The organism is Rhizobium sophoriradicis (genome assembly GCF_025200795.1).
Lineage (GTDB): Bacteria > Pseudomonadota > Alphaproteobacteria > Rhizobiales > Rhizobiaceae > Rhizobium > Rhizobium sophoriradicis.
The window spans coordinates 186,822-208,761 of record NZ_CP104155.1; the positions used below are offsets into that span (position 1 = coordinate 186,822).

Genomic DNA, 21,940 nt, shown 5'->3' on the forward strand with positions numbered 1-21,940 from the left:
GCTAACTTCCCATCCGGTTGAGCCGGCTGCGCGGATCATTGTATTCGTTCATCGACATGGAGAGCAGGAAGAGCGCCAGGAAGAGGATGACGATGACGGCGACGGGGGCGGCCACCCACCACCATATGCCCGATATCAGCGCCGAATGCGCATTGGCCCAATAGATCATCATGCCCATGGTCGGCGTCTCGATATCGGTGAAGCCGAGCACCGAAAGGGTGATCTCCATGCCGATCGACCAGATCATGTTGTTCATCGTCGTGGCAAAGACGATCGGCAGCACATAGGGCAGGTGCTCCTCAACGAGGATCTTGCGCATGGTCATGCCGGAATAGACGCTCTGGGTGGTAAACGGCCTGGTCTTCAGGCCGAGCGCCACCGAGCGGATCAGCCGCGCATCATAGGACCAGCCGAGCGAGGCCATGATGACGATCAGCGCCATCCAGGTCATGTTGTCCTTCAGCACGAAATAGAAAAGGATCAGCAGCGGAAATTGCGGGATGACCATGACGCTGTCGTTGATCGCCATCAGCACCCGGTCGACCGCCCCGCCGGCATAACCGGCGACGAGGCCGACGACCAGCGAGATGATCCGCGAGAGAAAGGCGACGCCGATGCCGAAATAGAGCGTGTTGCGCAGCCCGGTCGTCAGCTGCCAGAACACATCCTGGCCGCGCGATGTGGTGCCCAGCCAATATTCGCCATCCGGCGGCGTATCGGGCGGCAGCAGATAGATGTCGGTCGCGCCGTAGGGCGAGAAATAGGACAGGATCACCAGGCCGACGATGACGGCGAAGAGCAGCAGGCCACAGAGGAATTCCATGTTGTGGCGCGAGAGGTCACGGATGATGGTAAACATGGCTATTCCACCTTGATGCGCGGATCGATCAGCGGGCTCAGCACGTCGATGATGAAGACCGCGGCGGCGACGCCGACGATCGAGAGCGCGCTGAGGCCGAGCACCAGGCTGTAGTCGCCGGCATGCACCGCTTCGATCAGCAGATTGCCGATGCCGGGATAGCCGAAGACGATTTCTGTGATGACGGTGCCGTTGAAAATCGCGCCGAGCGACATGGCAAGCCCGGTGAATTGCGGCACCATGGCGTTGCGGGCGATGTAGGAGCGCAGGATCTTGCCCTTCGGCACGCCGCCGAGCTCGGCGAAGACGACATAATCGTCGGTGATGATGTTGGAAACCAGCGCCCGCATGCCGATCAGCCAGCTGCCGGCGCCGACCAGGATCAGCGACAGGGCCGGCAGGATGGAGTGTTTGAGGATATCGAGGACGAGCGCGAAGGAGAGGTCCAGATTGGCGTTCATCTCGTAGCCGCCATTGATCGGCAGCACCGGCCAGATGAAGCCGAAGACGATGAGCAGCACGAAGGCGAGGATATAATAGGGGATGGGCAGCAGCGCGATGAAGACGAGGCTGACGGCCTTCAGCACCATGTCCTTGCGGTAATAGCCGGCAAGCGCGCCGATCGCGTTGCCGAGCACGAAGGTGATCAGCGTCGACACCGTCATCAGCCCGATCGTCCAGGGGAGCGACCGCAGGATGATTGTCGAAACAGGGGTCGGAAAGGCCGAGAGCGAGGGGCCGAGATCGCCGGTCGCAAGCCGCAGCCAGAAATTCAGATATTGCTGCCAGATCGAACCCTGCATTCCGTATAGTTCACGCAGCGACTGGCGCATCAGCTCGATCGCGTTCGGATCGGACTGACCCATCTGCGTGATGGCGCCTATGCTTTCTTCGACCGGATCGATCGGGGTCAGGTGGGTGACGAAGAAGGTGATCGTCACGCCGAGAAAGACGACGAGCAGGAACTGACCAAACCGCTTCAGCACAAAGATCAGATAGGGCGTCATAAGGCGGAGCTTCCTCTCTGGTTCCTTTCTTGAAAGGATCGACGAGCATGGCAGCTGGGGCGCATGCCCGCCGATGAGGGGGCCGGCGCGATGGCTTCCGCGCCGGCGTTGGGAGGGTTATTGCGATTGAGCCGGCTTCAGCTTGACCATCATCAACCTGGAGTTCGCCCAGTTCGGCACCGGATCCGTATAGGGGTCCTTGATGGTGGGATAACCGGTCCAATAGGTCGTATCCATCGAGGTGAAGACGTTATAGGACATCAGCGGGATCGTCGGCATTTCGCGGGCGACGAGCTTCAGATAATCCTTGCCGAGCTCGATGCCCTTCGGATCGTCGGCGCTGATGCCGCGGATGCTCTCGATGATCTTGTCGAGCTCCGGATTGGACCAGCGCTGCCAGTTGCGCGGCGGCTGAACGTCACCCTTCTTCGCCACGAACTGCGAGTGCCAGCTGTCGAGGAAGAAGGATAGGTCGGGATCGCCGCCCCAGGTTTCGACGCTCCAGGCGATCGCCACCTGGAAATCGCCGGGCTGCAGCGCCGTCTGCCACAGTTTCGCGGCCGGCACGGCTTTGGCGTCGATGCCGAAGGCCGCCCATTGCTGCGCAATCAGCGTGCCGGCGCGGGTGAAGACGGAGCGCGTGTCGCCTTCGACCGTCATCCGGATCTTGAAGGGCTGTCCATCAGGGGTCAGCCATTTGCCGCCGGATTTCTTGAAGCCTGCCTTCTCCAGAAGTTCGCCGGCCGCTTTCGGATCCGGTTTCCACCAGCCGTAGCCGAAGGCACCGCTGATCGCTTCCGGATCTGTCGGGATCTGGTCCTTGAACTTCGGCTGCTTGCGCAGGAGATCGGCGATCTGCTGCCCGACCGTCGGGTCATAGGGCTTGATCTTGCTCTTGCCGGTATCGATCTCGAAATTCTTCAGCCAATCCTGCATCGGCGCCTGATAGTCTTTCATCGTGGCCGCCGTCGGCGGCACGCCGAGTGCCGAAAGCGTCGCCGCCCCGCGATAGCTCGCCATGTCGACGGCCTTGATGTCGATCAGGAGCGCCAGCGCCCAGCGCACGTCGGCATTGTCGAACGGCGCTTCCTGGGTGTTGAAGATGACGGCCGGCAGCGTCGGATCCGGATGGGCGAAGGGGAAGCCCGGGAACCAGGTTTCGATGGTCTTCGACTTCTCCTTGAGGGTGAACATGCCCTCCGGCGTGTTGTCGTGAATGATATCGAGATTGTGCTCGAGCTGGGCGATCGTGCGCTTATCCGGCGGGCCGGGATCGGTGTAGGTCACATATTTCGGAGCGGGCTCGCCGAAGCGGGCAAGCGAGGTCCGCTGCCAGTCATCGCGCTTCTCCCAGGTATACCATTTGCCCTGCGGGTCATAAGCCTTCAGCTTGTAGGCGCCGAGCGAGACGGGGTTGGCGAAATCATAGCGAAGCGGATCCTCCACCTTCTCGAACACATGCTTGGGCATGATCCAGGCGCCGTTCCAGCGCACGGTGAAGATGGAATGGAAGCGCGAATTCGGCTTCTTCAGCTTGAACACGACGGTCTGGGGATCGGTCGCCTCGACGCTTGCCACCTGCACCGAGAAGGCCGCACTCCAGACCATGCCGGGATGGTCCATCTGCGTCTTGACGGTGTAGACCACGTCGTCGGCCGTGAATTCCACGCCGTCGCTCCAGAAGAGCCCCTTGCGCAGTTTCACGGTCATTTCGGTGAAGTCGGCATTATATTGCGGCTTGTCGGCGGCAAGCGAATTGTCCCAGGCCGCGCCGCCAAGCCCCTGTTCGGGGTCGATATACCAGAGCGTATCCATGGTCAGCTGCTGCAGGCCGGTCGAAACCCCGCCGCCGCCATTGACCCAGATGTTGAACCAGCCGGGATTCTTGATCGTCCCTTCCGGATTTTCAACGATAAGTGTCTCCTTGCGCGGCAAGGAGGTGTATTCCTGAGCTCCGGCCACCGCGGTCAGGCCGAGCGTGGCCAGCACGAAGCCGAATGCAAACCTCTTCCACTTTTGCATGAACTCCTCCCTTGAAAGCGACGATGCGGCGGCCGCGAAGGCACGCATGGGCAAGTCGCGGTTGTCGGTTCGCAGAAGCCGGGCTTGCGAGCCCTTGAGCTTCGGCGAACCATCCCTCCGGCCACCTGCCTCCTCGCAGGGAACCGAACACTCTCGGCTGGGCCGATTGCCCGGCGGCGGCTGTCACACCGACAGCCGGATCACATTATAGGACAGCGGCTTCAGCGGCGCCCGCACCCGTCCGTCCTCGATCCCAGCGCTCTCGACCCTGGCGGGCACGACCGTCTCCGGCCGCCGCGCGGTGTTGACAGCCTCGAGATCGCCATGGGTCATTTCCACCTGCTCGATCAGCCGGGCCGCACCAAAACCTTCCAGCCGCACGTCGAGCTCGAGTGCCGTATCCGGATGGCGGTTGACGGCAAAGAAGGTCAGCGTCCTGCCATCCTCGGAATGGACGGCCGAGACGTCGAGATAGGGAACCTCGTTCTCCTCGTCGCTGTCATAGGTCGGGCCGTCGACGACGAGCTGCAGCGCCGCGCCGCGGCCATAGCGGGAGGCGTAATAGAAGGGATAATAGATCGTCTGGCGCCAGGCCGCACCGCCGTCCTCGGTCATGATCGGGGCAATGACGTTGACGAGCTGGGCGATGCAGGCGATGCGCACCCGGTCGGAGCGGCGGATGAAAGTGTTGAGGATGCCGCCGACCTGCAGCACGTCCTCGAAATTATAGATATCTTCGAGCAGATGCGGCGCATCCGGCCACTCGTCGCGCGCCAGGATCTCCTTGTCCTGCTGGTTGGAATGATACCAGACGTTCCATTCGTCGAAGGAAATGCCGATCGTCTTCTTCGAGCGCTTCTTCGCCTTGATGTAGTCGATCACCCCGCCGATCGTAGTGATGTAGCGGTCGAGCTTCGTCGCCCGGGCGAGATAGTTCAGCGTGTTCTTTTCGCGGTTGGCGAAATACATATGCAGCGAGATGTAATCGGCGCTGTCATAGCACTGCTCGAGAACCTCGGCCTCCCACTGCGGATAGGTCTTCATGTCGGAATTGGAGGAGCCGCAGACGACGAGTTCGAGCGACTTGTCGAAGCCGCGCATCGCCTTCGCCGTCTCGTCGGCGAGCCGGCCATATTCATAGGCCGATTTGTGGCCGACCTGCCAGGGCCCGTCCATCTCGTTGCCGAGGCACCACAGTTTCACGTCGTGCGGGTTGGACCAGCCGTGCTTGCGGCGCAGGTCCGACCAGTAGGTGCCGCCGGGATGATTGCAATATTCGAGGAAATTGCGGGCGGCATCGAGGCCGCGCGAGCCGAGATTGACCGCCAGCATCGGCTTGGTATTGGCCTTCTTGCACCAGTCAACGAATTCGTTGACGCCGATTTGGTTGGCTTCGCGGGTGCGCCAGGCAAGATCGAGGCGAACCGGGCGCTCCGAACGCGGGCCGACGCCGTCTTCCCAATTATAGGCCGAGACGAAATTGCCGCCGGGATAACGGCAGTAGGGCGTGTCGAGCTCGCGCACCAGCTCGATCACGTCACGGCGAAAGCCGTCCTCATCGGCTGTCGGGTGTCCGGGCTCATAGATGCCGCCGTAGATCGCCCTGCCGAGATGCTCGAGAAACGAGCTGTAGAGCCTGGCGTCAATGGTCGAGATGCGAAAATCGCGGTGGGCAACGACACTCGTCTTCAACGGATCCTCCCGTTTATGTATCAGGAATTTTGTTTTCTTGCCTCCAACTTGATATCAGGAATGTCGTTCTGTCAACCGACTCGCGTCTTTAATCATACTATTGTTATTTTTGGAAAAAATTATTTTATTTCAATATGTTGTCTTCGATTAGCTGTCTCGAAATTCGAAAAGAAACGCCATTTTTAAATCAGTATTTCCGATATTGATTTTGTCACACATGCAGCCGCATGATGATGTCGCGGCCGTGATTTCCGAAGCCGCGGCCGAAAATATTCACGCCGCCGGTATGGCCGGCATTTTCCGCGATGCCGACACGCAGGCGGATGGAGGAATGCTGTCCGAGCGCGAGATCGCCGAGCGTGACATTCGATGCGGCGACGCCGTCGATGAAGGTGCCACGCGTTGATATGCGCCAGGTCTTCATCGTCCCATATTGCGAGCCTTCGAGCTTCCACCAGGCCGGCGTGAAAGTGCCGCGCTTGTCGCCGTAGTCGCCAGGCGACGTCCAGGTCCCGATCGCCATGCCATTGACCCAGAGCGTGATGTCGGACGGCCAGTCCGGATTGGTGCCGGGGACCTCGGACGACAGCTCCAGCGAAAATTCAATGGCGCGGATATCCTTGTTCAACACCTTGGCATTGTTGGGAAATTTATACTCGACATAGCCTCTTCCGAACCAGACGAGCCCGGCCTGCATGCGTTGCGGATCGAGGAAATAGTCGGGCACGTCGAGGGGGCCGATGACGCTCTCGCTGGAGCAGAGACCGCATGGAGCGTGCACGTCGCAGCTCGTATAGAGCCCCACCGGCATCTCGACTTCGATAATATTGTTGGCTCGCTGCGCCGCACTTTCCTCGAAACTGATCAGGATTTCGCTATAGGTCGCCGAGCAGATCTTCTGGTTCCCCTTCCGCGCCTTCGCCAGCCGGGAATCGACAAGCCCGGCATCCTCCAAAATCTGGATGCCGGTCGCGACCGTGGATTGGGGCAGGGAAAGCGCCTGGGCGATATCGTTGATGTTCATCGGCCCTTTGGCGCAGAGCAGCTTCAGAATTTCGATCCGCGCCGGGGCAGAAAGTGCGCGGATGGCCTCGCTATTTTCCCCCGCGGCAATCGTTAAAAACGAACGTTCCATCATTCCCCCAAGAATTCTCGGAGGAATGATGTATATCCAAAATTATGATACATCAAGTGGGAACGCCCGGCGCCGACGGTGATAACTTGTGTGGTTTAGAATTGCGACGAGCAGGGGTTAGCGGTTTTCCCACGGATTGATGATTTGCAAGCCAATTCCCTCGAAATCGGACACGTTGCGCGTTGCGAGCGAAGCGCCGCGCGAGATGGCGATGGCTGCGATCTGTGCATCGAACTGGCTGATCGGCCTGCCAGCCTTGCGGCGATCGGTGGCAATGATGGCGTAGACGTCTGCCGCTTCACGATCGAATGGCAGGACGCGGCCGCTCATATCCTCGTTGAATATTGGCAGGATTGCCGTTTCGAGATCACTCCGGCGCCGACCGTGAGGAAGGAGGCGCAAGCCATACAGAATTTCCGCTTCGGTAATCGCGGTCGTGAATACCGATGATGCATGTTGTACGCCCAGCCATTTGCTCACAGCCGCATTCGGTGCGGGTGTGAGCAGTTCCGAAATGACGTTGGTATCGAGAATGATCACGCGTCAAAGTCCGGCGCGTCCCGGATCGGCTGCCGGGGTGGAATTTCGAGCTCAATTCCGCCGACCGATTGCAAGCGGGCGCGAATAGTATCGGCGAGATTGCGCGCTGCCGGCTCGGTGGTCGCAAGTGCCGTACGCAGAATATCGCGTGCTTCGTCTTCCATTGAACGGCCATGCGTCGCGGCGCGGACGCGCAGCCGCTGCTTCAATCCCTCATCGAGATTGCGGATCGTCATGCTGGCCATCATTGCCTCCATTCATCAATGACAGCATATAAATCATTGATTGCATGTTCTCAAGCAAAGGCCGCCAGATGCGTTTCCAGGCTCAGTCTGTCAGGCCCACAGAAAGGGCAGTTCGCCGGCCGGGTCAATGCCCACTCACTTTGGGCTGCAGATCGGCATCGGTCAGCGTCCCCAGAAAGGCGACGATGTCGTCGATTTCGGGGTCGGTGAGTGCAGGCGTGTCGCCCGGTTTCCGGCCGAAGGGCGGGTCCTGGTTGAGGTTGGCCCAATAGGCCTGCGGCAGGTCGTCATACTTACGCACCGAGCCGCCGGCATTTTTGGGATACCAGCGGCCGGGGTCACTGTCGCGGGTGGCGTAGAAGGAGACGACGTCGCGCAGTGTGTGAAAATAGCCGTTGTGGAAGAAGCTCTTCTTCAGCGCGACATTGCGCAGCGTCGGCGTGCGGAACAGGCCGCAATATTCGCTGTGTCCGGTAAGATCGGTACGCTGCGGGCCGCAGAGGCCGAGATCGTAATAGCTGGGGTCTGTATTGGCCGGGATCGCCATGTTGCGAGGGACGGCGAGGCCGAGAAAGCCGAAGTCGGAAAATTGCGGCGGCTCGCCGTCATTGGCGGGTTCGCTTAAGTGACAGCTCGAACAGTTGCCCTTTGCGGGATCCTCGAACAGCTGGCGGCCGTGCAGTTCCTGCGCGCTCAACGTCGTCTTGCCGGCGAGAAAGGCGTCGTAGCGGCTGGAATAGGGATAGAAGTCCGGGCCGCTTTGCTCGAAGGTGGCGAGCGCCTCGGCGGTGGCGTCGAAAGTGTCATCGGGATTGTCGAACACCGTTTCGCCGAACGCCGCCCTGATGTCGCCGGCGTAGGGCGCCTTGCGCAGCTTGGCCGCCACATCGGCGGCATCCTTGTTGCCCATCTCGAAGGGGGAGAGCAGCGGGATCTTCGCCTGGTCGGCGCCGTGATCGACCCGGCCGTCCCAGGTCAGCCCGCCGGTCGGGCCGTTGTCGACGCTTTCGTCGCCCTCGTCCTCGGAATCGTAAAAGTGCTCGCTGAAGGACGGCACCGCCTGCAGATAACGCAGCGCCGGCACGGCGCGCAGCCCGGGCTGCTTCATACCCTTGCCGCCCGTTTGAACCGGCGCGGCCGATGCCGGGCCGAAGGCGTGCGCCGGGTCGTGGCAGGAGGAGCATGCCTGCGACCCTGAGGCCGACACCGACGGGTCGAAGAACATCTTGCGGCCGAGCGCGGCCAGCTTTTCGGCCCGGGCAAAGGCTTCGGCGCGCGACATCGGGCCGGGATGCACACCGGCCGCCGCGCTGCTTTGCCGCAGCGGCAGAATGGCCAGACAGAGTGCTGCCGCACCGATGCCGATCGCCAGACCGGGGCGCAGGAGCCTGAACGTCTTTGTCGTCATGATAGGAATTCCAATAGCTTAGCACTGGTTCCCACTATGATCGAACCTCGTTGCAACAAATTGATGACGGAGCCTCTCCTGCGACATCGCGGCAAGCCCGACGTCACAAAGTTGATAGACGGCGGGACTAGCGTCGATGCGCCCGAGCGGTCTCCGCTCCCTCTAGCCAACGCCCCCTAGCCATGAGGCCATAGCCGTGAAAAGACTGAAGCTCCTCAAATCAATCTGTCTCGCCGGATCGGCGATCGTGCCGCTCGCCATGGCGACGGCGGCGCTTGCGGCGCCTGCCGGTTACGACAAGATCGACAATATCGTCGTCATCTATGCCGAAAACCGCAGCTTCGATAATCTCTATGGCGGCTTCCCCGGCGCCGATGGTCTTACCAATGCCAGCGCCGAGCAGGCCCGCCAGCTCGATCGCGACGGCAAGCCGCTCGCCGAATTGCCGCCGGCCTGGGGCGGGCTGACCGCCAAGGGCGTAACGCCTGCCATCACCGAGGCGCAATCGGCCCATCTCGCAAATGCCGCTTTCGCGATCGACGATCCCCAGGGTTTCGCGCAGGCACCGTCGGTGATCACCCGCGATCTCTGGCACCGCTTCTATCAGGAGCAGATGCAGATCGACGGCGGCAAAAACGACAAGTTCGTCGCCTGGGCCGATTCTGGCAGCCTCGTCATGGGCCATTATGACGGCACGATCCTGCCGATGTGGCAGGTGGCGAAGAAATACGTGCTTGCCGACAACTTCTTTCAGGGCGCCTTCGGCGGCTCGTTCCTCAACCACTTCGCGCTGGTCTGCGCCTGCGCGCCCTATTATCCCGACGCCGACAAGAGCCCGGCCAAGCCTGTGATCGCCAAGGTCGATGACGATGGCTTTTCCTTGACCGTTGCGGAAAATGCTCCCAAATCGGCGCTCGACGGCGCCCCGAAATTCGTTTCCGACGGCACGCTGACGCCGGACTTCTACGCCGTCAACACCATGCAGCCGCCCTACCAGCCGAGCGCCAATCCGCCGGCCAAGGACGGTGACCCGGCCTATGCCGATCCGGCGGCGGCGACAACGCTGCCGCCGCAGCATGCGGTGACCATCGGCGACCTACTGTCGCAGAAAGGCGTCAGCTGGGCCTGGTATAGCGGCGCCTGGCAGACGGCGCTTGAGGGCAAAAACGCCACGCCGGTGCCGAACTTCCAGTTCCACCACCAGCCCTTCAACTATTTCGCCAATTTCGCCCCCGGCACGCCGGCACGCGCCGAGCATCTGAAGGATGGCGGCCTTGCCGGTGAGGCTTTCCTCCGCGACATCGACGCAGGCAAGCTGCCGGCGGTTTCCTTCTACAAGCCGCAGGGCAACCTCAACGAACATGGCGGTTATGCCGATGTCTCGAGCGGTGACCAGCATCTTGCCGATATCGTCTCCCATCTGGAGAAGAGCCGCAATGGGGCCATATGCTCGTCATCGTCACCTATGACGAGAATGGCGGCTTCTGGGATCACGTCGCGCCGCCGAAGGCCGATCGCTGGGGGCCGGGCAACCGCATTCCGGCCTTCATCATCTCGCCCTTCGCCAAGGGCGGCACGGTCGATCATACCCAGTACGACACGACCTCGATCATCCGCCTGATCACCGCCCGCTACGATCTGCCGGTGCTGCCTGGCATCGTCGCCCGCGACGAGGCGCTGCGCGAGAACGGCCGGCCGCCGATGGGCGACCTCACGGCCGCGCTCGACCTGACGCATTAACGGCCGCGAGCGGCGCCGGCGCTAACCGGGGCCGCATCCTCGCCCGCGCCGTCATCGGTGCAACAGCGGCCGCAATGCGGCCTGCGTTTCCTGCAGCAGCTTGAGATAGCGCTCCTTCATCTCGGCGGCCGGGACAACGGCGGCGGGCGCGCCGATATTGATCGCCGCGACGGTTTCGCCGCGATCGTTTTCAACGGGAACGGCGATCGAGCAGAGACCGATTTCCAGCTCCTGATCGATGATGGCGTAACCTTCGGCGCGGACGCGGCGGAACTCGGCGATGAGCTCCTCTGGGTCGGTCTTGGTCTTCGCAGTGTTCTGCTTCAATTCGCTGCGGGCGAGAACGGCGCGGGCCTCGCGTTCGGAAAGGGCTGCCAGCAGCACCCGGCCCATCGAGGCGCAATAGGCCGGCAGGCGGCTGCCCGGGGTGAGATTGATCGACATGACCCGGCGCTGCGAGGCCCGGGCGATATAGACGATTTCGATGCCGTCGAGCACCGAGGCCGAGGCGCTCTGGCCGGCGCGTTCCGAGAGATGATCGAGATGCGGCTGCAACAGCGCCGGCAGTGGCGTCGCCGAGAGATAGGCATGGCCGAGCCGAAGGATCTTCGGTGTCAGAGTGAAGAACTTGCCATCATAATCGGCATATCCGAGTTCGGCGAGCGTCAGCAGCGAACGGCGCACAGTAGCCCGATCGAGCTCAGTCAGCTTCGACGCCTCGGCGATCGACAGCCGCTGCCGCGTCTCGCCGAAGGCTTCGATGACTTTCAGGCCGCGGGCAAAGCCGCTGACAAAATCCGTTTCGCGCATCCAATCTCCAATCCATCCTTGCATTCTGTGCGATATATGAACAAATGTCAAATAGCGCACAAATGTTCTTGCGATATGCCCCAGCTGCGCTTTATCTCTGAGCAAGAGGATCGGACAGGCAGGTGCCTGGGCGATCGAGCCAAGGAGATCCGGCATGGACAAGACAGTCGGGAGCACGGCGCAGGCCGTCTCCGAGATCGGTGACGGCGCGACCGTCATGATCGGTGGGTTCGGCGGCTCGGGCGCCCCGATCGAACTGATCCATGCCCTGATCGACAAGGGCTCCAAGAACCTTACCGTCATCAACAACAATGCCGGGAACGGCCGCATCGGCATCGCGGCGATGATCGATGCCGGTATGGTCAGGAAGATGATCTGCTCGTTCCCGCGTTCGTCGGATCCGCGCGCTTTCACCGACAAATATCTGGCGGGCGAAATCGAGCTCGAGCTGGTGCCGCAGGGGACGCTGGCCGAGCGCATCCGCGCTGGCGGGGCCGGCATTCCGGCTTTTTACACGCCGACGGCCTATGGCACCGAACTGGCGGAGGGCAAGGTCATCGCCGAATTCGACGGCCGTCATTACGTGCAGGAACGCTGGCTGAAGGCGGATTTCGCGATCGTCAAAGGTGAGATCGGTGACGTCCACGGCAACCTCACCTACAAAAAGGCCGGCCGCAACTTCAATCCGCTGATGTGCATGGCGGCGCAAAAGACCATCGCCCAGGTCTCGTCGATCGTGCCGGCCGGCGGCATCGATCCCGAGCATGTGGTGACCCCCGGCATCTTCGTCGACCGCGTCGTCGCCGTTGCCAATCCGCAGCAGGAAGAAGAGCTCATTCGAGCCGGAGTGGCCTACGTATGACCGTCGATACCAGAGAAGACATCAAGCTTTCCAACGCGCAGATCGCCTGGCGCGCCGCCCAGGATATCGCCGACGGCGCCTATGTGAACCTCGGCATCGGCTTTCCCGAAATGGTCGCCCGCTATCAGCCGCCCGGCCGCCAGGCGATCTTTCATACCGAAAACGGCATCCTGAATTTCGGCGAGCCGCCGGCCGAGGGCGAGGAAGACTGGGATCTGATCAACGCCGGCAAGAAGGCGGTGACGCTGAAGCCGGGTGCTGCCTTCTTCCATCACGCCGACAGCTTCGCCATGGTGCGCGGCGGCCATCTCGACGTTGCCATCCTCGGCGCCTATCAGGTTGCCGAGAACGGCGACCTCGCCAACTGGCGGGTGGGCAGCAAGGGCGTGCCTGCTGTCGGCGGCGCCATGGATCTGGTGCACGGCGCCAAGCAGGTCTGCGTCATCACCGAGCACGTCACCAAGACGGGCGAGCCGAAGCTGGTGGAAAAGTGCAGCTTCCCGCTGACCGGTGTCGCCTGCATCACCCGCGTCTACACCAGCCACGCCGTCATCGACATCGTGGACGGACGTTTCGTCCTGCGTGAGAAGCTGGCTGCGATGTCTGAGGAGGAATTGCAGGCGATGACCGGCGCGCGGCTGAATATCGAGGGGCCGGTTGCCGACCTCATTGTTCCGAAGCTCTGAAGGGAAAGCCATGACCGAAGCTTTTATCTGCGACTATGTCAGAACGCCGATCGGCCGTTTCGCCGGCGCGCTTTCGCAGGTGCGCGCCGATGATCTCGGCGCCGTCCCGCTGAAGGCGCTGATGGAGCGCAACGGCGCGGTCGACTGGGAAGCCGTCGACGACGTGATTTTCGGCTGCGCCAACCAGGCGGGCGAGGACAACCGCAATGTGGCGCGCATGTCGGCGCTGCTCGCTGGTCTGCCGATTGCCGTTCCGGGCACGACGATCAACCGGCTCTGCGGCTCCGGCATGGATGCGGTGATCACTGCGGCCCGCGCCATCCGCGCCGGCGAGGCGGAGCTGATGATAGCTGGCGGGGTTGAAAGCATGTCACGGGCGCCCTTCGTCATGCCGAAGGCCGAGACGGCCTTTTCCCGGGCCGCCGAGATCCACGACACCACGATCGGCTGGCGTTTCGTCAACCCGCTGATGAAGAAGCAGTATGGCGTCGATTCCATGCCGGAGACCGGCGAGAACGTCGCCGAGGACTATCATGTCAGCCGCGAGGACCAGGATGCCTTTGCCGTACGCAGCCAGGCAAAGGCAGCGGCGGCGCAGGCAAGCGGAAGGCTGGCGAAGGAGATTACTCCGGTGACCATCCCGCAACGCAAAGGCGATCCGGTTGTCGTCGACAAGGATGAGCATCCGCGCGCGACGACGATGGAAGCGCTGGCGAAACTTGCCACACCTTTCAAGAGGGAAGGCGGCACGGTGACGGCAGGCAATGCCTCCGGCGTCAATGACGGCGCGGCCGCACTGATCGTCGCTTCGGAAGCGGCGGCGCGAAAATACGGCCTGACGCCGATCGCCCGCATCCTCGGCGGAGCCTCCGCCGCCGTTCCGCCACGGGTGATGGGCGTCGGGCCGATTCCCGCCTCGCGCAAGCTGATGGCACGGCTTGGCATGGACCAGGAGCAGTTCGACGTCATCGAGCTCAATGAAGCCTTTGCCAGCCAGGGCCTGGCGGTGCTGCGCGCGCTCGGCATTGCCGATGACGACGAGCGGGTCAACCGCAATGGCGGCGCCATCGCGCTCGGCCATCCCTTGGGCATGTCAGGCGCCCGCATCACCGGCACGGCGGCGCTCGAGCTTCAAGAGACCGGCGGTCGATATTCGCTGTCGACCATGTGCATTGGCGTCGGGCAAGGGATCGCGATCGCGCTTGAAAGGGTTTGAGCGCGCCGTTGCGCGCCGCGGCCAGCTTCGATAGAAACCTGGCATGCTTATCCGACCTGCAAATAGCGACGACCGAAGTGCCATCTGGAGGATCATCGGCCCGACGATCCGTGCCGGCGAGACCTATGCGCTCGACCGCGATCTCTCGGAAGCCGATGCGCTCGCCTACTGGATGGGGCCGGACCGCGAGACCTTCGTCGCGGAAGAGGGCGGCGCCATCCTCGGCACCTATTACATCAAGGCCAATCAGGCCGGCGGCGGGCGCCATGTCTGCAATTGCGGCTATATGACCGATCCCGCAGCCGGCGGCCGTGGCGTCGCCCGCCGCATGCATGAGCATTCACTGGAGCATGCCCGCGAAAGGGGATTCAGGGCCATGCAATTCAATTTCGTCATCAGCAGCAATCGCCGCGCCGTTGAGCTCTGGCAATCGCTCGGCTTCGAGATCGTCGGCCGGCTTCCCGGCGTCTTCCTCCATCCCACGCAAGGTTATGTCGACGCACTGGTGATGTTTCGAACTCTGTAGGACCGTACGGAAAAAAGATCTGAGGGCGCTGTCGAAAACGCAGCGGTTCAAACGTCATTGATCGTAGGCGAGATGCGGCCGACCGCATTCCTCGCGATCACTCTGTCGGCAGGGAGGTTTGAAGCCATGGGTTTTTCCTATCGTTGGGTCATCGTCGCCGTCGGCGCTTTGATGTCCTGCGTGGCAATCGGCGCGATGTTCTCGCTGGCGATTTTCCAGGAGCCGATCGCGAGCGCCACCGGCTGGTCGCATGTCGGCATTGCCAGCGCGATGACGCTGAACTTCATCGTCATGGGTTTCGGCGGCTTCCTCTGGGGTGCAGCCAGCGACCGCTTTGGTCCGCGGATCGTGGTGATGATCGGATCCGTGCTGCTCGGTCTGGCGCTGGTACTGGCGAGCCGCGCCGAGACGCTCACGCAGTTCCAGCTGACCTACGGCATGCTCGTCGGATTGGCCGCCAGCGCCTTTTTCGCGCCGATGATCGCGGCGACGACCGCCTGGTTCGACGTCAATCGCGGGCTTGCCGTGTCCCTCGTTTCCGCCGGCATGGGCGTCGCGCCGATGACGATCTCGCCTTTCGCGCGCTGGCTGATTTCCGCCTATGAATGGCGGCCCGCGATGTTGATCATCGGCGTTGCGACCTGGGTGCTGCTGGTGCCGGCCGCGCTGCTGGTCAGGCAGCGCCCGCCTGCCGAAACCGTCGATGCCGGCACCGAGTTCGCCGCGGAGGGCGCCCGGCCGCAGCTGTCGAAAGTCTTCCGGTCGCCGCAGTTTATCGTGCTCGGCCTGACCTTCTTTGCCTGCTGCGCGGCGCATTCCGGGCCGATCTTCCACATGGTGAACTATGCGACGATCTGCGGCGTCGCCCCGATGGCAGCCGTCAGCATTTACAGCGTCGAAGGCCTGGCGGGGCTGGGCGGCCGGCTGCTCTATGGCAGCCTTGCCGACCGGATCGGCGTGAAGCCGGTGCTGGTCGCCGGCTTGCTGGTGCAGGCGGCGGCACTCGCGACCTACCTCTTCGTCAGCCAACTCGGCGAATTCTACGCACTCGCCATCATTTTCGGCAGTGCCTATGGCGGCGTGATGCCGCTCTATGCGGTCCTGGCGCGGGAATATTTCGGCCAGCGCATCATCGGCACCGTGCTGGGTGCGGCGACGATGCTCTCCAGCCTCGGCATGGCCTTTGGCCCCCTGATCGGCGGCTGGATCTTCGACACTTTCGCCAATTATTCCTGGCTGTTCATCGGCTCCGCCATGGTCGGGCTGGGTGCGGCGGCGGTAGCGCTGGCGTTCCCGCCGCTGGCTCGCGATAAGCCGCAGCCGGCGTTCGGAGTGTCTTCGTGAGTTGGCGAATCCTGGGAGCATAGGTCGCCCGAGGATCGATCATTAGGAGAAATCCGACACGAAGCCTTGCATCGTCGTGTTCAGCCGCCCGAGGATCGTCAGCAGGATCTGCTGCTTGCGGGCGCGCCGGGCGGCCGCGGACGTCATGTCGACGTCGAAGATCGCCGAGAACGTTGCGCGGTTTGAAACGTTGAAGAAGCAGAGGCCGCTCAGCGTCATATGGATTTCCATCGGCGTAACGACCTGATGGAAAAGTTCCTTCTGATATCCGAGACGCAGGCATTGATCGATGCGTTGCAGAATCGGCCGGTGCAGTTCGCCGACCAGCGAAGAGGCCGTCAGGTACTTTGCTTCGTTGAGATTTTCACTGACGATCAATTTGACATATGTGGGATGATCGAAGTGAAAATCGAAGCAGAAGTCCACGAGGTTCTTCAGCGACTGGCGGGGATCGTCCTCCCCGAGATTGACCTTCGCCTCGGCGACGCGGATGCGCGCATAGGCATTTTCGAGCACGGCGACATAGAGCTTCGCCTTCGAATTGAAATAGTAATAGATCATTCGCTTGCTGCGACGGGTCTTCTGCGCGATGCTGTCGATCGTCGTGCCGGCGAAACCGCGCCGGGCGAACTGGTCCTCCGCCGCCTCGAGAATATCGGCGCGGGTCTGATCGGGATCGTTGGAGCGCTGCTGCCGCTGATATTTTTGCGTCGCTTGCGACTTGGCGGATTTACCCCCACTTTCAGCCATGGTTCCTCACTGACCAGCCAAATGTAATCGCCCTTATCGCGACCTTTGGCCCGCTTTGCAAGTATGGTCGTCCCCGAACATTCCGAAAACTCTCCTCCGATCCAATTCCTTTGAGTGCTGGATTCTCCTGCAGCATGTTTCGCAATTTTGAACCAGTTCGAACATTTTAGGAGTGACAAAACTATCGCTGCCGGTCCAAAAAAATGTACAAAACAAAACTCAAAATTAGCAAGAAACGCGCATAAATCCCTGAATTAAATTGGATTATAGGGCAAATCAGTTAACCTGGCCGAGGAGTTGACAGATATTCGATCATCTGACTATCTTTGTACCAAGATGAACATTTGGACGCAAACGCCTGGGATGGAGAAGGCGCTTGCGGCTCGGGAGGGGCTCACGGTGAGCTATCAATTCGACTTCAGCGTCATTTTCGACGCGTGGCCTCGGCTTCTCTATGGATGCTGGCTGACGCTTGCGATCTCGACCAAGGCAATGGCGATGGGCTTTGCCATCGGCCTTCTCTGTGTTGCCCTGCGCCGGACCGGGTTCGGGCCGTTTGTCTGGCTCGTGAAAGGTTTCATCGAGATCATCCGCAATACCCCCTTTCCGGTTCAGGCCTTTTTCATCTATCTCGGCCTGCCGTCGATCGGCGTCAGACTGGCGCCCGATACGGCCGCTGTCGTGGCACTCGGTCTTAACGGCGGCGCTTATGCCGCCGAGATCATCCGCGGCGGGGTGGAATCGATCCACCAGGGCCAGGTCGAGGCAGGCCGCGCGCTCGGCCTGAACGGTTTCCAGGTGTTCCGCTACATCATCCTGCGGCCGGCGTTGCGCGTCAGCTTTCCCGCACTCGCAAGCCAGTTCATCCTGTTGATGCTGACCTCCAGCGTGATCGCCTCGATATCGGCAATGGAGCTGGCCAGCATTGGTCAGGAGCTGGAATCGACGACCTTTCGCAGCTTCGAGGTCTATCTGACCCTGACCGGACTTTACCTCGGAATGTCCGCCATGCTGACGGGCCTCTTCGCCGCAATCCAGCGCGGCCTTCTCTCCTATCCGACACGGTGACGGCAATGGTTCAGACACTCGGCCTCAACCAGATCATCATCCTGCTCGAAGCTTTCCGCTGGACGATCCTGCTCGCAGCAATCGCCTTTGTCTGCGGCGCCGGCGGCGGGCTCTGCATCGCCCTGATCCGCACCGCGCCGTTGCAGGCGCTGAGAGGCGCTGCGGCAGCCTTCATCATCGTCTTTCAGGGCACGCCGCTGCTGATGCAGCTCTTTGTGATTTATTACGGCCTGCCGCTGATCGGCATCACGGTCAATGCCTGGATCGCGGTGGCCGCCGGCCTGACGCTGCATGCGAGCGCCTATCTCGGCGAAATCTGGCGCAGCACCATCATGGCGCTGCCGAAGGGGCAGGACGAGGCGGCCAGGGCGCTCGGGCTCGGATACCGGAGCCGTATTGTCTACGTCATCCTGCCGCAGGCGCTGCGGATTTCGCTGCCGAGCACCGTCGGCTTCCTGGTGCAACTGGTCAAGGGCACGTCGCTTGCCGCCATCATCGGCTTCACCGAGCTGACGCGCGCGGGCCAGATCGTATCCAACGCCACCTATCAACCGCTTATCGTCTTCGGCCTCGTCGGTGCGCTTTACTTCGCGCTGTGCTGGCCGCTGTCGCACTTCAGTTTCCAGCTGGAAAAACGCTTTGCGAGCGCCCGCTAACGCGCGCAGGGGAATCACGCCAAAGGGCAAGGAGGAAGCCTAATGATCAAGAATACCAATATGTTGAGGAAAGCCTGGGGGGCTGTGGGGGCAATCGGCCTTGGCCTCTTCGTCGCATTCGGCGCCGGCCAGGCCGATGCGCAGAGCTTTGCGGAGCTGAAGGCGAACGGCAAGATCGTGATCGGCATTCAGGGCGAGAATCCGCCATGGGGGTTCGTCGACGAAAGCAATCAGAGCGCCGGCTTCGATGCCGATTTCGCCAAGCTTCTCGGCGAGGAGATCGGGGTACCGGTCGAGTTCAACCGCGTTGCCGTCGCCAACCGAATCCCGACCTTGATGACCAACAAGGTCGATGCGCTGATTGCCGTGATGGGCATGTATCCCGACCGCGCCAAGGTGGTGCAGTTCACCAAGCCCTATTCGGCGATCGACATCATACTGCTCGCCAAGCCGGAGACAAACATCAAGGCGCCGGAGGACCTCAAGGGCCTGCGGATTGCCGTTGCCCGCTCCTCGGCACAGGATACGCAGGTGACCAAGAATGCTCCGCAAGGGGCGACGATCCAGCGCTTCGATGACGATGCCACCGCCATCCAGGCCTTTCTTTCCGGTCAGGTCGACGCACTCGGTGCCAACAATACCTACTTCCTCAGCATCGCCAAGATCGCGCCCGACTTCAAATTCGAAAAGAAACTGCAGTTCAACCGGCAATATAACGGCATTTCCGTGCGCCCGGGCCAAAAGCAGTTCGTCGAAGAGTTGAACGCCTTCATCGACAAGGTTCGCGCCGACGGTCGGCTGGAGAAGATCTACCAGAAATGGCTTGGCCAGGACACGCCCGACTTCCCGGATTCGCTGCCTGACATCCCGTTCGCCGTTCAATAACCAAGCAGATGAGGAAGACGCCGTGAATACGATGGCGAAAATTACGGACAATGCCACTGCCGATCCAATGATCGTCATGGAAGCCGTGGACAAGTATTACGGCGCCTTCCATGCTCTGAAGAGCATCAACCTGACGGTGAGGCAGGGCGAGAAGGTCGTTCTCTGCGGTCCGTCCGGCTCAGGGAAATCCACACTTATCCGCTGCATCAACTATCTCGAGAACTTTGCCGGCGGCCGGGTTGTCGTCGATGGCATCGAGTTGAAATCCGGCGCCTCGATCGACGCCATCCGGCGTGAGGTCGGAATGGTCTTCCAGCAGTTCAATCTCTTCCCGCACATGACGGTTCTGAGGAACTGCATGCTTGCGCCGATGAAGGTGCGTGGGATGAAGGCGACGCAGGCGGAAGAGGTCGCGCGCGCCTATCTCAAGCGTGTGCGCATCTCCGATCAGATGCATAAATATCCGGCGCAGCTTTCCGGCGGCCAGCAGCAGCGCGTGGCGATTGCCCGCGCGCTCTGCATGGATCCCAAGGTGATGCTCTTCGACGAGCCGACCTCCGCCCTCGATCCCGAAATGGTCAAGGAGGTGCTCGACACCATGGTCTCGCTCGCCGGCGAAGGGCGAACGATGATCTGCGTGACCCACGAAATGGGCTTTGCACGCGCTGTTGCCGATCGCGTGATCTTCATGGCGAACGGCGAAATCATCGAGGAGGCGCCGCCCGAGGAATTCTTCACCGCACCCCGGAACGAGCGCACTCGCGCCTTTCTCGGACAGATTCTCGGGCACTGAGCGGGACAAGACCTTTGCTTCGACGGCGACACGCCGCTCGAAATATCTCGGATGAGCGGTTGGCAGACAGTCGCCTCGCGCGTGCCCGCAGACTTCATGTGACTGAAACGGAATGGTTGAAAGCATGGCAAATATTTCCATCGGCGTCATCGGTGCGGGCCTGATCGGCCGCAAGCACATCAAGAAGGCCATCGAGCATCCCGATTTCGAGCTGGCCGGCATCGCCGACCTCGATCGCGATGCCGTCTCGGCTCAATATCCCGGCATCGCGGTCTTCGGGGATTACAGATCATTGCTCGACCAGGCGCGGCCGCAGGCAGTCATCATTGCTTCGCCCAATCAGAGCCATGCGTCGATCGGCATAGAATGCGCACGTCTCGGGATCGATATGCTGATCGAAAAGCCGGTCACAGATACGCTCGAAAGTGCTGCCGATCTGCTTCTGGAGGTGCGCGCAAACAAGGTCCGGACACTTGTCGGCCACCACCGCCGCCATCACGATCAGGTCAAGACGCTGAGGCGCCTGCTCGGGGACGGATTGATCGGCAATCTTGTCGGGGTCTCCGCCATCTGGGCGGCCTACAAGCCGGATGATTATTTCCGTGTCGCGCCGTGGCGCACCCAGTCGGGCGGCGGTCCGATCCTGATCAACCTCATCCACGAGATCGATTTCCTGCGCTACACCGCCGGCGAGATTCGAGGCGTCAGCGCCATCTCCTCAAGCCGCCAGCGGCAATTTCCCGTGGAGGATACGGCCGGCGCCCTGCTCGAATTCGACGCAGGCTGCATCGGTACCGTCTTTGCGAGCGACAGTGCTGTTTCGCCCTGGACGACCGAACAGGGCGTCGGTGAAGCGGTCGAATTTCCGTTCAGCGGAGAAAGCAGCTACCGCTTCGTCGGCAGTCGCGGTTCGCTGGAATTCCCGAGCCTGGTCCATTGGGCGCAGGCGGATGGCGGCCAGAACTGGAACAGGCCGATCCAGTCGCAGCGCCTTTTTGCAAGCTCCATCGATCCTTACCGCGCCCAGCTCGACCATTTCCGCGATGTCGTCCTCGGCAAGGCGGAATCCTTGCTCACCGTCGAGGATGGCGCGCGAACGCTGATCGCGACGCTTGCCGTGGCCGAGGCTGCCGCATCGGGAAGGAGGATCGATCTCGATGATCGTTACGAGGCGCTCGCCGCCGGGAAATACCCACCGGCCTCCCAAGATACGAATCCAAGGAAAGCATCCTGACATGAAACCGATCTTCGTTCTCAATGGGTCCAACCTCAATCTGCTCGGCCAGCGGGAGCCGCATATTTACGGCAGGACGACGCTCGCCGATATCGAAACCATGTGTCATGGGAGCCCTGCAGGGCGAAAGCATGGGGTCGTCTTCCGGCAGTCCAATCACGAGGGCGAATTGATCGACTGGATCCATGAGGCCCGCCACGCCGCCGACGCCATCGTCATCAATGCCGGCGCCTATACCCACACATCGCTCGCGATCCATGATGCGCTGAAGACCTTCGAGGGCCCGATCATCGAGCTGCACATCACCAACGTGCATCGGCGCGAGAGTTTTCGCCATCACTCCTACATTTCCTTTGCGGCGACCGGTGTGATCTGCGGCCTCGGGCCGGATGGCTATGAGCTCGCACTCGAGGCGGCCGCGCGGCTCGTCGCCAAGACGATGACGACTTGACGCGTATCGGA

At 61.6% G+C, this 21,940-nt stretch carries 21 protein-coding genes and 1 pseudogene; 12 read left to right on the top strand and 10 right to left on the bottom strand.

Annotated elements, in window-relative coordinates; genetic code table 11:
* Position 1: 1 nt before the first annotated feature.
* From N2597_RS29410 to N2597_RS29445, 8 genes are all read right to left on the bottom strand, one after another.
* On the bottom strand, positions 2–859 hold the full coding sequence (locus tag N2597_RS29410) for an ABC transporter permease (RefSeq protein WP_183597975.1): 858 nt from the start codon (positions 857–859) through the stop codon (positions 2–4).
* A 2-nt stretch (positions 860–861) separates the two neighbouring features.
* A complete protein-coding gene (locus tag N2597_RS29415) occupies positions 862–1,866 on the bottom strand; it encodes an ABC transporter permease (RefSeq protein ID WP_096762927.1) in 1,005 nt (334 codons plus the stop codon).
* A 117-nt stretch (positions 1,867–1,983) separates the two neighbouring features.
* Positions 1,984–3,888, bottom strand: a complete 1,905-nt coding sequence (locus N2597_RS29420; RefSeq protein ID WP_183597977.1) for an ABC transporter substrate-binding protein — start codon at positions 3,886–3,888, stop codon at positions 1,984–1,986.
* A 183-nt stretch (positions 3,889–4,071) separates the two neighbouring features.
* Positions 4,072–5,580 (bottom strand): arabinosylfuranosidase ArfA, encoded by a 1,509-nt coding sequence (arfA, locus tag N2597_RS29425; protein WP_183597979.1) that lies wholly within the window; start codon positions 5,578–5,580, stop codon positions 4,072–4,074.
* A gap of 211 nt (positions 5,581–5,791) precedes the next feature.
* Positions 5,792–6,718, bottom strand: coding sequence for an ArsR/SmtB family transcription factor (locus N2597_RS29430; RefSeq protein ID WP_183597981.1), 927 nt, complete (start codon positions 6,716–6,718; stop codon positions 5,792–5,794).
* Positions 6,719–6,832: 114 nt separating this feature from the next.
* Positions 6,833–7,255: a type II toxin-antitoxin system VapC family toxin gene (locus tag N2597_RS29435; protein WP_040111399.1), complete on the bottom strand. Its 423-nt coding sequence runs from the start codon at positions 7,253–7,255 to the stop codon at positions 6,833–6,835.
* The gene (locus N2597_RS29440) at positions 7,252–7,500 is read right to left on the bottom strand and encodes a FitA-like ribbon-helix-helix domain-containing protein (protein WP_183597983.1); all 249 of its coding nucleotides are present in this window, start codon (positions 7,498–7,500) and stop codon (positions 7,252–7,254) included. The genes N2597_RS29435 and N2597_RS29440 overlap by 4 nt, the downstream gene beginning before the upstream one ends.
* 124 nt (positions 7,501–7,624) lie before the next feature.
* A complete protein-coding gene (locus N2597_RS29445) occupies positions 7,625–8,908 on the bottom strand; it encodes a cytochrome-c peroxidase (protein WP_183597985.1) in 1,284 nt (427 codons plus the stop codon).
* Between the two features lie 196 nt (positions 8,909–9,104).
* Between N2597_RS29445 and N2597_RS29450 the strand changes: the two are divergent.
* Positions 9,105–10,648: pseudogene (locus N2597_RS29450) on the top strand (acid phosphatase).
* A 51-nt stretch (positions 10,649–10,699) separates the two neighbouring features.
* Here the strand turns inward: N2597_RS29450 and N2597_RS29455 are convergent.
* On the bottom strand, positions 10,700–11,458 hold the full coding sequence (locus N2597_RS29455) for an IclR family transcriptional regulator domain-containing protein (protein ID WP_183597987.1): 759 nt from the start codon (positions 11,456–11,458) through the stop codon (positions 10,700–10,702).
* A gap of 154 nt (positions 11,459–11,612) precedes the next feature.
* Between N2597_RS29455 and N2597_RS29460 the strand changes: the two genes are divergently transcribed.
* The 5 genes from N2597_RS29460 (at position 11,613) to N2597_RS29480 (ending at position 16,092) form a co-directional block, all read left to right on the top strand.
* Complete coding sequence (locus N2597_RS29460; protein WP_183597989.1) at positions 11,613–12,320, top strand: 3-oxoacid CoA-transferase subunit A; 708 nt, start codon at positions 11,613–11,615, stop codon at positions 12,318–12,320.
* The gene (locus tag N2597_RS29465) at positions 12,317–13,006 is read left to right on the top strand and encodes a CoA transferase subunit B (protein WP_183597991.1); all 690 of its coding nucleotides are present in this window, start codon (positions 12,317–12,319) and stop codon (positions 13,004–13,006) included. The genes N2597_RS29460 and N2597_RS29465 overlap by 4 nt, the downstream gene beginning before the upstream one ends.
* 10 nt (positions 13,007–13,016) lie before the next feature.
* Positions 13,017–14,222: a 3-oxoadipyl-CoA thiolase gene (gene pcaF, locus N2597_RS29470; RefSeq protein ID WP_183597993.1), complete on the top strand. Its 1,206-nt coding sequence runs from the start codon at positions 13,017–13,019 to the stop codon at positions 14,220–14,222.
* Positions 14,223–14,265: 43 nt separating this feature from the next.
* Entirely contained in the window at positions 14,266–14,748 is a 483-nt protein-coding gene (locus N2597_RS29475; protein WP_183597995.1) for a GNAT family N-acetyltransferase, read from the top strand.
* 126 nt (positions 14,749–14,874) lie between these two features.
* On the top strand, positions 14,875–16,092 hold the full coding sequence (locus tag N2597_RS29480) for an MFS transporter (protein ID WP_183597997.1): 1,218 nt from the start codon (positions 14,875–14,877) through the stop codon (positions 16,090–16,092).
* Positions 16,093–16,134: 42 nt separating this feature from the next.
* Here the strand turns inward: N2597_RS29480 and N2597_RS29485 are convergent, their stop codons facing one another.
* Positions 16,135–16,842, bottom strand: coding sequence for a TetR/AcrR family transcriptional regulator (locus N2597_RS29485; protein WP_051649946.1), 708 nt, complete (start codon positions 16,840–16,842; stop codon positions 16,135–16,137).
* Between the two features lie 399 nt (positions 16,843–17,241).
* Between N2597_RS29485 and N2597_RS29490 the strand changes: the two genes are divergently transcribed.
* The 6 genes from N2597_RS29490 (at position 17,242) to aroQ (ending at position 21,929) form a co-directional block, all read left to right on the top strand.
* Positions 17,242–17,910, top strand: a complete 669-nt coding sequence (locus N2597_RS29490) for an amino acid ABC transporter permease (protein WP_183597999.1) — start codon at positions 17,242–17,244, stop codon at positions 17,908–17,910.
* 5 nt (positions 17,911–17,915) lie between these two features.
* Positions 17,916–18,566, top strand: coding sequence for an amino acid ABC transporter permease (locus N2597_RS29495; RefSeq protein ID WP_040141044.1), 651 nt, complete (start codon positions 17,916–17,918; stop codon positions 18,564–18,566).
* A 42-nt stretch (positions 18,567–18,608) separates the two neighbouring features.
* Positions 18,609–19,451 carry a transporter substrate-binding domain-containing protein gene (locus N2597_RS29500; protein ID WP_040111410.1) on the top strand — a complete coding sequence of 281 codons (843 nt, stop codon included), beginning with the start codon at positions 18,609–18,611 and terminating at the stop codon, positions 19,449–19,451.
* A 31-nt stretch (positions 19,452–19,482) separates the two neighbouring features.
* Positions 19,483–20,244, top strand: a complete 762-nt coding sequence (locus tag N2597_RS29505; protein WP_183598001.1) for an amino acid ABC transporter ATP-binding protein — start codon at positions 19,483–19,485, stop codon at positions 20,242–20,244.
* A gap of 124 nt (positions 20,245–20,368) precedes the next feature.
* The gene (locus N2597_RS29510; protein WP_183598003.1) at positions 20,369–21,478 is read left to right on the top strand and encodes a Gfo/Idh/MocA family protein; all 1,110 of its coding nucleotides are present in this window, start codon (positions 20,369–20,371) and stop codon (positions 21,476–21,478) included.
* Between the two features lies 1 nt (position 21,479).
* Positions 21,480–21,929 carry a type II 3-dehydroquinate dehydratase gene (gene aroQ, locus N2597_RS29515; protein WP_040111411.1) on the top strand — a complete coding sequence of 150 codons (450 nt, stop codon included), beginning with the start codon at positions 21,480–21,482 and terminating at the stop codon, positions 21,927–21,929.
* The last annotated feature ends 11 nt before the right edge of the window (positions 21,930–21,940 follow it).

Coding starts and splice junctions, on each gene's coding strand:
- N2597_RS29420 (WP_183597977.1), bottom strand. CDS start 3,888: ATGCAAAAGTGGAAGAGGTTTGCATTCGGCTTCGTGCTGGCCACGCTC.
- N2597_RS29500 (WP_040111410.1), top strand. CDS start 18,609: ATGATCAAGAATACCAATATGTTGAGGAAAGCCTGGGGGGCTGTGGGG.
- N2597_RS29480 (WP_183597997.1), top strand. CDS start 14,875: ATGGGTTTTTCCTATCGTTGGGTCATCGTCGCCGTCGGCGCTTTGATG.
- N2597_RS29430 (WP_183597981.1), bottom strand. CDS start 6,718: ATGATGGAACGTTCGTTTTTAACGATTGCCGCGGGGGAAAATAGCGAG.
- N2597_RS29475 (WP_183597995.1), top strand. CDS start 14,266: ATGCTTATCCGACCTGCAAATAGCGACGACCGAAGTGCCATCTGGAGG.
- N2597_RS29440 (WP_183597983.1), bottom strand. CDS start 7,500: ATGGCCAGCATGACGATCCGCAATCTCGATGAGGGATTGAAGCAGCGG.
- N2597_RS29485 (WP_051649946.1), bottom strand. CDS start 16,842: ATGGCTGAAAGTGGGGGTAAATCCGCCAAGTCGCAAGCGACGCAAAAA.
- pcaF (WP_183597993.1), top strand. CDS start 13,017: ATGACCGAAGCTTTTATCTGCGACTATGTCAGAACGCCGATCGGCCGT.
- N2597_RS29460 (WP_183597989.1), top strand. CDS start 11,613: ATGGACAAGACAGTCGGGAGCACGGCGCAGGCCGTCTCCGAGATCGGT.
- N2597_RS29445 (WP_183597985.1), bottom strand. CDS start 8,908: ATGACGACAAAGACGTTCAGGCTCCTGCGCCCCGGTCTGGCGATCGGC.
- N2597_RS29505 (WP_183598001.1), top strand. CDS start 19,483: ATGGCGAAAATTACGGACAATGCCACTGCCGATCCAATGATCGTCATG.
- N2597_RS29465 (WP_183597991.1), top strand. CDS start 12,317: ATGACCGTCGATACCAGAGAAGACATCAAGCTTTCCAACGCGCAGATC.
- N2597_RS29415 (WP_096762927.1), bottom strand. CDS start 1,866: ATGACGCCCTATCTGATCTTTGTGCTGAAGCGGTTTGGTCAGTTCCTG.
- N2597_RS29455 (WP_183597987.1), bottom strand. CDS start 11,458: ATGCGCGAAACGGATTTTGTCAGCGGCTTTGCCCGCGGCCTGAAAGTC.
- N2597_RS29510 (WP_183598003.1), top strand. CDS start 20,369: ATGGCAAATATTTCCATCGGCGTCATCGGTGCGGGCCTGATCGGCCGC.
- N2597_RS29410 (WP_183597975.1), bottom strand. CDS start 859: ATGTTTACCATCATCCGTGACCTCTCGCGCCACAACATGGAATTCCTC.
- aroQ (WP_040111411.1), top strand. CDS start 21,480: ATGAAACCGATCTTCGTTCTCAATGGGTCCAACCTCAATCTGCTCGGC.
- N2597_RS29495 (WP_040141044.1), top strand. CDS start 17,916: ATGGTTCAGACACTCGGCCTCAACCAGATCATCATCCTGCTCGAAGCT.